General features: G+C 39.0%; 8 protein-coding genes (1 of these 8 running past the window's edge). 2 read left to right on the forward strand and 6 right to left on the reverse strand.

Going from position 1 to position 9,456, the window contains the following annotated elements:
* Positions 1-768 carry the 5' portion of an Nre family DNA repair protein gene (locus QC759_RS00935; RefSeq protein ID WP_048071819.1) on the reverse strand. It extends 396 nt beyond the left edge of the window, so only the first 768 of its 1,164 coding nucleotides appear in the window; it begins with the start codon at positions 766-768; its stop codon lies off the left edge, out of view.
* Positions 769-1,178: 410 nt separating this feature from the next.
* Here QC759_RS00935 and QC759_RS00940 point away from each other — a divergent pair, with 410 nt between their 5' ends.
* Positions 1,179-2,009: a HEAT repeat domain-containing protein gene (locus QC759_RS00940; protein ID WP_048071818.1), complete on the forward strand. Its 831-nt coding sequence runs from the start codon at positions 1,179-1,181 to the stop codon at positions 2,007-2,009.
* A gap of 10 nt (positions 2,010-2,019) precedes the next feature.
* Here the strand turns inward: QC759_RS00940 and QC759_RS00945 are convergent, their stop codons facing one another.
* The 5 genes from QC759_RS00945 to guaA form a co-directional block, all read right to left on the reverse strand.
* A complete protein-coding gene (locus QC759_RS00945; protein ID WP_048071817.1) occupies positions 2,020-2,661 on the reverse strand; it encodes a class I SAM-dependent methyltransferase in 642 nt (213 codons plus the stop codon).
* Between the two features lie 97 nt (positions 2,662-2,758).
* Entirely contained in the window at positions 2,759-4,453 is a 1,695-nt protein-coding gene (locus QC759_RS00950; RefSeq protein WP_052659935.1) for a PAS domain-containing sensor histidine kinase, read from the reverse strand.
* A 314-nt stretch (positions 4,454-4,767) separates the two neighbouring features.
* On the reverse strand, positions 4,768-5,667 hold the full coding sequence (locus QC759_RS00955) for a P-II family nitrogen regulator (protein ID WP_052659934.1): 900 nt from the start codon (positions 5,665-5,667) through the stop codon (positions 4,768-4,770).
* Between the two features lie 148 nt (positions 5,668-5,815).
* A complete protein-coding gene (locus QC759_RS00960) occupies positions 5,816-6,283 on the reverse strand; it encodes a GTP-binding protein (protein WP_048071816.1) in 468 nt (155 codons plus the stop codon).
* 172 nt (positions 6,284-6,455) lie between these two features.
* Positions 6,456-7,382: a glutamine-hydrolyzing GMP synthase gene (gene guaA, locus QC759_RS00965; protein ID WP_048071815.1), complete on the reverse strand. Its 927-nt coding sequence runs from the start codon at positions 7,380-7,382 to the stop codon at positions 6,456-6,458.
* Between the two features lie 350 nt (positions 7,383-7,732).
* On the opposite strand from guaA, the gene QC759_RS00970 reads away from it, so the two are divergent.
* The gene (locus QC759_RS00970) at positions 7,733-9,439 is read left to right on the forward strand and encodes a hypothetical protein (RefSeq protein ID WP_048071814.1); all 1,707 of its coding nucleotides are present in this window, start codon (positions 7,733-7,735) and stop codon (positions 9,437-9,439) included.
* The last annotated feature ends 17 nt before the right edge of the window (positions 9,440-9,456 follow it).

Consider the following 9,456-nt stretch of genomic DNA (forward strand, 5'->3'; position numbering starts at 1 on the left):
CCATTCGTACTGCCAGGGTGAAGGTAATAGGAGTACAGCATAATAGTTTTGAAGGCTCTGGAACTCATAAACCCGGTGAACATCCAGTGGGTCAAAGTGTTTCACTTCTTTAAGCAGCTGGTCAGCAATGGTACTATCACAGGCAGTGATGGACCAGCGGGTGGGAACCAGGCGGCGGCGCTTATCTACACCCATGGTACCCACAGAAAAGGCCTTCTGCATGTGAGAGAAGGGCACATCTTTACTGTGTAAGTCCATAATGGCATCTCGAGCCCGTAGATCAGTATCGTAGTACACTTTTTCCAGTTCCCGGTCCCAACGCACATTATCAATATCAAATTTTTCTAAAATGGCACTGGGCCCATGAGGGGCTTGGTATTCGCTGAAAGAAACTCCTCTTGGTTTTTTCCAGAACTCTGCTTCACTATCAATGGAACCCGAGGCCAGAGAGATCTCTTGGAGCTTTTCCACCATCTGGTTGTCCAGATCAGTGATCCCAATCAGCTTCTTACCCCGAACCAGGCTCATACGATAGGAGATGATATCTTCCTGACTTTTTGAACCGGGAATCCAGGCTTCAGGAGTGTCCATAATGGCGGTATCTCCTAATACTGGGGATATCATAGGTCCGGCATACACTTTAGGATAATTCCAGCTGCCAATGAATACAGAAGGGGGTGTACTACCCTCTAATTCTTTACCCACCTCCACGGAGGGTATTTGAAATTTTGAGGTCAATTTTTTAAGGTAAGCTTTCTTACCCATCATGGGTTTAAGTATCTCCTTTATTTTAAAAAGATTTTAGCCAGCAAATGAGAACTAATCATGAAAAAATTGAGTGAGTCTAAATCCCTGATGTTATAATCAATACAGGGAGTTTATTCTCATCTACTACTAGGGAGTTCTTTTATTTTCTATATTATTTATTCCATTTATATTTTTACCAAACCCCTTATACGGACCTTATTCATAGTTTAACCAGTTATGAAGGTAAATTAACACGCTAACCTTGCTAATTGTTTTAGAGATGAGTTGAATCCTAATAAACTAGTAGGACTTCCCTGTAATTTCCCAACTAAATTAGTTAAAATTCCAGACTTAATTAGGTTAAAAATTATTAACCTAACGAATAACATATCCTCTTCAGGATATCTGGAATTTGAGGTAGGTATGGTTACATGAATTTTGAAGAAAAAAAGAGAAAGAATAGAAGGAAGAGAGGTCAGATATCTCCAGAAGACATCTCTTCCTATGTTGATCTTCCCACAGAGGGGTTAGTTGAAATGTTACAGGGAACTGATCCCCAGAAGAGAACTATTGCTGCGGTTATACTGGGGGATCTGGGGGATGAAAGGGGAATTCTACCTCTTTGTTCGGCCTTGACTACTGAAAAATCTCTTTATTCCAGAATAGCAATTTCAGAGGCTTTATCTAAAATAGGCGAACCTTCTGTAGCGTATCTAATAGAACTTCTCGGTGAAATTGGTAAAAATCAGGAAACCATGCTCCCTGACCATTATTTTAAGAAAAAAAGTTTTCCATTGGTGAGGGATATGGCGGGGAGAACCATGGTCCAGATAGGAAAACCAGCAACCCCCTATTTAATAGATTTTCTGGAAAGTAGTGATGAATTTAAAGTTCAACAGGCCCTGGATGTAGTAGGTGCAATCGCCGCCAAAACAGGCGACAGGAGAGCTTTAAATCCATTACTCACCCATTTGGAAAGGGAAACACGTGACTGCAGAGGTAGTGACGGGGTAACTTTGTGGAAGATCATCCGGGCCTTCAGTGGCTTTAAAAAAAGTGAGAAAGCAGTTGATCCCCTGCTGGAAATATTGGAAAGGGACTATCCTCCTCCCATTATATGGGAAACCCTGCGAACTTTAGGTCAGATCAGGATTGCCACCCCCCAAGTCAGGGAACGGGTGGGAAGTTTCATAAATAATGAACAACCGGAAGTGAGGGTCGCCGCAGAAAATGCCTGGAAACTATTGGGATTCGCACCATAATGTGGTGTGTTCAGGGATTTTTTTGACCAATATAATAAAACCCATTGGATTTATGGCCATTCATGGTGTTAAAAACGGTTTTTTCCAGGTATAGATTGTTATAATTTTCAGTTAGTTTCAAAATGTGTTCCAATGTATGGTGTCTTAAAACTGCCCCTTCCTGAAGTTCAAAAACTCCATAGATTCCATATTTATTTTCATATTTCCTATAACGCTGCAGGTTTCTCTCGTCATGGTTCAAGAGAAAATCACTGATGTACAGTATACCTTTATCCTTTAAAACTCGGGTAATCTCTGAAATTATGTTTTCCTGTTTCCGGTTGTGGATGTTACTGGTCAAGACTCCAATGAGGAGTGCCGCATCAAAAGATTTATCGGAAAAGGGCAGGTCATCCCCCTTATTCTTAAGGAGGTTCAGGTAGGGGTGCAACTTTAAACCTCTTTTTATCATTTTTCCCGAGAAATCCACTCCAGTTAGATTATTAAAACCATTTTCATGGAGTTTATCTAAAGTTCTACCGTAACCACAGCCCACATCCAATATACTCCTTTCACGAGGGGTGTGCCTTTTAAACTCCTTCAATTGAAAGGGGGTGGGAAATTCTTTCTCCTCGGCAACACCGTCCCAGTATTTTTCCTGATGAGAATCCATTTGATTATTCAGTGTAACACCTTCCTGTGGTTAAGGTTAATAGCCTGATTTAAAAAATGTAAAATTCAAAGTACTATCTATAAATGGGCAGTTTAATTTAAAACCTTTTTTTATAATCCAATTCCTTGAACTTAAGGGTGAAAATGGTTCCATTATCCTTTTGTAACTCCAACTGACCATCTAATTGTTTGGCCAAGTTTTTTATAAGTTGAAAGCCCAGAGTTTCTGCCTTTTCAAATTCAACATTATCCGGGATTCCCACACCATTGTCACTTATTCTTAGGGTGAACTCATCACCTTCCCGTCGTAGTACGACTTTTATCTCTCCTTTCCGGTTGTTAGGGAAGGCATGGACAACTGAATTGGCCACAATTTCGTTAACCAGAAGCCCCAATGGGATGGCAGTTTCCAATTCCATTTTAACATCCTCCACCTTAAACTTAAGTTTAACCCTGCAGGGATCTCCTATGTGGAAGGTTAATAGTTCCTTGGTAATGTTGCGGAGGTAATCGTGCAGATTAATGTGCGTAAAATTCTGGGAACTGTAAATCTCTTCGTGAATGAGGGCCATGGTTTTAACCCGGTTTTGACTGCTTTCAAAAATCTTAAGGTCCCTATCATCTTTAATATGTTGACTCTGCAGGCTGAGAAGGCTGGATATGATCTGCATGTTATTTTTAACCCGGTGATGCAGTTCACGCAGAAGAAGTTCTTTCTCTTGCAGTGATGTTCTCAAATTCTCTTCAGCCACCTTCACCGAGTCTATATTGGTCATGCTGAACACCACCCCTTGATACTGGCCTTTTTCATCAAATAAAGGGTTTCCTAAGGATTCAAGCCACAAATAATGTCCATTGGCATGTTTGAACCGGTGCTGCACTCCTCCCGGTAGATAAGAAACCGTGGATTCCATGAAGGTGGAACTGACCTTGATTTGATCCTGGGGATGGGTTAAGTTGATGAGTTTAAATACACTTTCACCCAGGATTTCCCGGGGTTCATAACCCAGAACAGTTTTTATGGAGGGGCTGATATACTGGAAAGTTCCTTCGGCGTCAATTTGACCTACTACGTTCAACATATTGTCGGTGACCAGACTTAACAGTTTTTCCCTTTTTTTAACTTCTTTCTCGGCAATTTTATTCTGTAAAACCGCGGAAAATATGTTCAGTATGGTTTCCACCGTGCTGATATTCAGGGGTTTACCCCCTTTTTTGGTAACAATAATCACACTCCCAAAAAGCTGCCCTTTAAATGAAAATCCCATCACATAGGTTTCATCGACACCAAAGGCCTCTTCAATCAGCCCATATTTTTCACGGGATAGTCTCCCTCCACTGATGTAGTAAAGACCCTCATTTAACTGCTTTAATTTACCGCTGGACATGAGATTTTTGGATTTTTCATCCAGAGTATCTTGGGGGAGGTTAAAATCCTTTGTTTCCACTCCGATTAATGTTTTAGCCAGTTCTAACATTCTAGGGGTGATTCCGATCATATCCCTTATTTTTAAACTTTCTGATGGTTCATCGTAAGTAGAAATAATAATGTATGCATCTTTTACCAGTTCCTGAAGTTTTTCCTGGACAAAATCATAAATATCATCCACGGTGGTCAGGTTCAGCAGTTCCATCAACAGGGGGGATAAAAATTTCAATGCATCCTGAACGGGCTTATTTTCAGGTTTCATCAAATTAAAATCAGCCATATGGCCTTCTAATTCAGAATAAAGTTTTCTATGTTTTTTTATTTCAGTAACCAATTGTTCTTCAGATTTTTCTTCATCATTCATGGTGGTCATTCCAGGGATGAATTAATAAAAATCTATAATAATTTTATGGACACTGAATATTATAATTATTCATTCAAAAACATGGCCGGGTAAAAAATTCAAAGATCACAACAAGAATAGTTTCATCCCGAAATTTGGATTTAAACCCTTGAATGAAAAGAATATGGTCTGAAAATGGGTTGATAAAAAAATAAGCTGGAATGAATTAGAATCAGGAATAAATTAATTAAATGTCATTGTTTTATTGAAGGTATTTCAGATTATAGGTTATATTAATAAAAACCGGTTATTAATGTCTGTTAACCACTATATATTTAGTCAATTGCATTTTCTCCTTTTTCAGTTGTCCTGATCCTTATGATATCCTCTACTGGGGATATGAATAATTTTTCACTTATGTCCTCTGTTTTCACGGATTCAATGGCCTTAATCACATATTCAATTTCCTCTTTTTTCGTGATCATCATCATCTCTATTTTAGGAGGTAACTGGAGCTCATAACTGCTGCCCCTGTAAGTTTCAGTCTTTTCTTCCTGGTAATTTTGATATTTGATATCGATGAGAGTCAGGTTAGAGAATCCGAATTTTGCCAGGGACTTTTTAACGTTGTCCAGTTCAACAGGATGAAAAAAGAATCTTAATTTGCAAAATTCTGTTTCCGGTGTGGGTGGGGTTTCTGGTGTTTGGTTGTTTTCTGGTGTTTGGTTGTTTTCGCTTGGATCGTATTCCTTTTCATGATTGTCAATTAATTTCAACAACATTTTAAGGCCGTCATTTATCCCGATTCCATCCTGGGCAATGGTGGGAATAATCAAAACACCTTCCACGTGGGTGTCCATTTCAAATTTGTTAAAATCGTCCCGGTTGGCGAATAAAACGTGAGGTATGTCTTCCCCTGCAATTAAGTCAATTATTTCCAGATCTGTTTCAAAAATACCAATGCTGGTTTCTATGAAAAGGATAACTCCGTCCACGTCTCTAGATAAAACTTGTTTTAGGGTCATGAATTCTGGATAGTCTGGTGGGTTGAACAGATAATTTTTTCCACCATCAATCAGGAGTCTTCTATAATTAAAAAGGGATAAATCAATGTCACTATCCTGAAAAGTTACATCCTTGAAATATTCCATCAAATTTTCAGAATGTGCTTTGTTAGAATTGTAATTACTCAAAATAACAATTTTTTTCCCATTTATTGCGGATTCATTTTCCAATTTAAGTCACCTTAACCTGATGATAATTACACGAAAATAGGTAGGTCTCTAACGGCTATTTCCAATACTATAATGTTTTAATTGATTTTGTTCTACTTATCGTACGTGGGGGATTAAACAAAGGAAAAATTAAAGTAATTCCTTATTTTCAGTAGCTAATGGTAGGGATCTTAACGGGTTCACTTTCCACCAGCTGTAACAACATGTTTAAACCCTCTACAACTCCTTTCCCCGATATTGCCTCGGTGGGGAGTATACAGATGTCCGGATAATTGGTGTACAGAGGACTGTTGTTTAAATCTTGTTTGTTGGCAAATATAAGGTAGGGAACACCCTTTTCTTCCACAAAATCAATCATTTCTTCACAGCTGGAGGTAACTCCCTGGGTATTATCAATAATTATAATAGCTCCGTCCATATTTTTAGATAAGATGTCTTTCATGAAACGGAATCTCTCTGCACTGGATGGACTGAATATTTGGAGCTTTTTATGGTTTAAAGTGGTTTTTCCATAGCTTGCAGCTTCAGTTTCTACCAGATTATTGCAGATATGTTTCAGGGCGGTCCTTTTACCCGCATCTGAGTCTCCTAACACTAAAATTTTTTTGGTTTCCATAACATCACCTAAGGAATACGGAAGCATACTTCCGATCAAGTGTTTGGATAACTTAACTTATAAACTTATCCTCGAGGTGTTGGTCCTGGTATGGATAAAAATAATAAAAAAAAGGAGCCCTGAAAAATTAAAAGGGTATTTATTGATTCAAAATAGGGTTTTATATGGATAACTAAGCTAATTCAATGGTGCTTGGAGGTTTATCGCTCACTGAAAGGGATACGTGGGTTACTTCTGGGATTTCGGCTGTAATCCTCCGTGAGATTGTTTTCACCATATTCCAGGGAAGCTCCGGAACATCGGCAGTCATGGCATCCAGAGATTCAACCATTCGCAAAACTACCAAGTATCCGTAATCCCGGATATCTCCCTTAACCCCGGTAACTTTAGTGTTGGTTAAAACTGCAAAATACTGCCACAGGGTTTTATCCAGGTCCTCTTTCTGTACTTCTTCTTCTACTATGGCATTGGCCTGGCGGCATATCCTGATTTTGTCCTCAGTTAATTCCCCGGCGACACGCACGGCCAGTCCTGGACCCGGGTAAGGTTGTCGGTTAACCATTTCGGTAGGTAAACCTATCTCTGCCCCCACAATCCTCACTTCATCTTTGTAGAGTTCTCTTATCGGTTCCACAAGTTCCAGTACCATTCCATGGGGCAGGGCAACATTATGATGGGACTTGATATTTCCCTGACTCTCGATCCAGTCGGGGGCTATGGTTCCCTGTACCAGGAACTTGGCACCCACCTTTTCTGCTTCCCTTTCAAAGACCCGGATGAAAACTTCCCCAATGATCTTCCTCTTTTCTTCAGGATCCTCCACTCCCTGGAGTTTACCTAAAAATTCTGAACTAGCATCGATATATTTGAGGTTTAACCGGTCATGGAAAGTATTTTGAACATAATCTGCTTCACCTTCCCTTAGCAATCCATGATCTACAAAAACGGCGGTTAAATTCTCTCCAATGGCCTTTGAAACAAGAACAGATGCTACTGAACTATCCACACCACCGGAAAGGGCGATTATTGCCTTTTCATCTTTGATAGTTTTTTTAATTTCCTCTATTGATTCTTTAATGAAAGAAGACGGATCTAACATTTTTTTCACCTTAAACTTATAAATAATGTCTCTCCTTACTAATGAAGTTCATTAAACTACAATTACAAATTCCAATAATTGCAGTCTCCCTTATATTCAGATAGTGATTATTTTCTTAGATAGTGATTATTTCCTATCTCATTTTCGTGTTTTATGTATATGTGTTCGGGATATTTAATATCATTTTGAAACTTTGAAGTTAAACAACTAAACCATGATCTTTAAAATTCAATTCATTTATTTTTTTAAAGTACGGTGGTAGGGCACGAACTGTAAAAATAATAAATCCCATATAAATTAATGCTGTAGATGGAAATTACCATCCTTAACCCGTAAAGTTCTGATATTATATGACAGTTAAAGATTGGAAGAAAGAACAGATCCTGGTGATAATTTCTGTTTTCCTTCTATTCAGCATTAACCTCCTGGTCTTCCAGTACACCGTGGATATCAGGGAACCCTGGCATGGTGAACTTTCCTCGGGCCACCACCAGTGGCTGAGCGGAAGCACCCTCAAGTTCGCCAAGAACTGGTACCGTGACGGCCCCCTTAACTTAGGATTTACCCTGCTGGAAAACCCATCATCTATAGAATTTCCGGACATCCTCAGCAGACAACCCTACGTCAACTATCTGCCGGGATGCATTATACCCCTGTATGTCATCGGTGAATTAACCTCCACCGAACCAAATGCCGCATTATTAATGGATTATAATCTTCTAAACCACTTTTTAATCGCTTTTTTCCTGTCAATTCTTATCTTCATCTTCCTAAGACAGATAAAAATTGATCCAGTGAATTCTTTCCTTTTTGCCACGGTACCCCTATTTCTGGAATTGTTACTCCCTGGACCGTTATACTGGCATCAAAATGTATTCTTTGCTGATCAAGCCGTTATTTTACCATTTGTTGCGTACATTCTACTGGAAGTAATCCAAGATAGCTATAAAGGGAGATATTCCCGATTTTTAGGAGTAACCCAGAATTTTATCCTTTTATATGGGTTTTTAACCGATTGGTTATTTGTTTTTATTATTTTAACTGTCTATATTAAGCGTATTCTAGAGGGTAAACTCTGTTTCAGCCGGGAAAACCTTACCCATTCCCTGAAGGATAACCTTAAGTTCTGGATAGTTCCCTTCATCGTTCTTGCATTCTTCGTCATCCAAGTTTATTCATGGGGTTTGACGGGCACCGTGCTCAGCAAGGTGTTATTTAGAGTTGGAATCTCATCTGATGGTTCGGTTACAGTTACCAATGGGTTAATTTCATTTTATCAGTATGTTACATCCGGATATGGGGAAATAGGATTTTATGCTCTGTGTTTTTCCTTAATTACCATGACTGTGCTTTTGTTATATGTTTTAAGGGAGAGATTCATTGCCCAGAATACAGATTTTAGAATTAAAAAAATAGCTGCCCTCATGGTGATGCTATTTTTACCCTGTATTTTACAGTTAATACTGTTTAAAAATCATACTCTACTCCATGATTTCTCTGTACTCAAATTATCTGTGCCTTTAACCACCATACCCTTTGTACTGGCACCAATTTCCTGGTACCTTCTGGTTAAAACTCACATAATTGAAAATCACTTAAAGATTCCTCTAACCTTTAAAGGGAGATTGTTAGAAAAAATGAAGGTGAATAAACTCCTGAAACCTGACTTGACCCTCCTGGTGATTTTCCTGGTGGTCACTGCTTCTGCCAGTTTTTATCTGGCTAACGAGCACCCCCACTATCCCGAATTATTCCCCTCTGGTAATCCGGATTACGAGGTTTTGGGAACTTCAATCCAGAAAAATACCCAGTATTCTGACCTTGTTTTTTCTCCAAATTTTGAAATCCCCATCAATCCGCCCCAGCAACTCTCCTATTCCATGAAAAGAGTGTATAAAATCAGATCACTGGATGAAATTGGAAGCTATACCCAGGGTCTCTCGGGTTACCACGTGGTTGTCATGTTCATTGGCCCTCCCTCTCCACAATGGGCAGAAATACTGGCAAATTACCCTCTGATACAGGATGGAAATTACTATTATTACCGGTTAAATTAGTATTTTAAAAAAAGTAG

It is taken from the genome of Methanobacterium formicicum, assembly GCF_029848115.1.
In the GTDB taxonomy this organism is placed as follows: Archaea; Methanobacteriota; Methanobacteria; order Methanobacteriales; family Methanobacteriaceae; genus Methanobacterium; species Methanobacterium formicicum.

Bases quoted from the DNA above. Each gene is read 5' to 3' on its own strand.
- QC759_RS00940 (WP_048071818.1), top strand. From the start codon at position 1,179: ATGAATTTTGAAGAAAAAAAGAGAAAGAATAGAAGGAAGAGAGGTCAG.
- QC759_RS00945 (WP_048071817.1), bottom strand. From the start codon at position 2,661: ATGGATTCTCATCAGGAAAAATACTGGGACGGTGTTGCCGAGGAGAAA.
- QC759_RS00950 (WP_052659935.1), bottom strand. From the start codon at position 4,453: ATGAATGATGAAGAAAAATCTGAAGAACAATTGGTTACTGAAATAAAA.
- QC759_RS00960 (WP_048071816.1), bottom strand. From the start codon at position 6,283: ATGGAAACCAAAAAAATTTTAGTGTTAGGAGACTCAGATGCGGGTAAA.
- guaA (WP_048071815.1), bottom strand. From the start codon at position 7,382: ATGTTAGATCCGTCTTCTTTCATTAAAGAATCAATAGAGGAAATTAAA.
- QC759_RS00970 (WP_048071814.1), top strand. From the start codon at position 7,733: ATGACAGTTAAAGATTGGAAGAAAGAACAGATCCTGGTGATAATTTCT.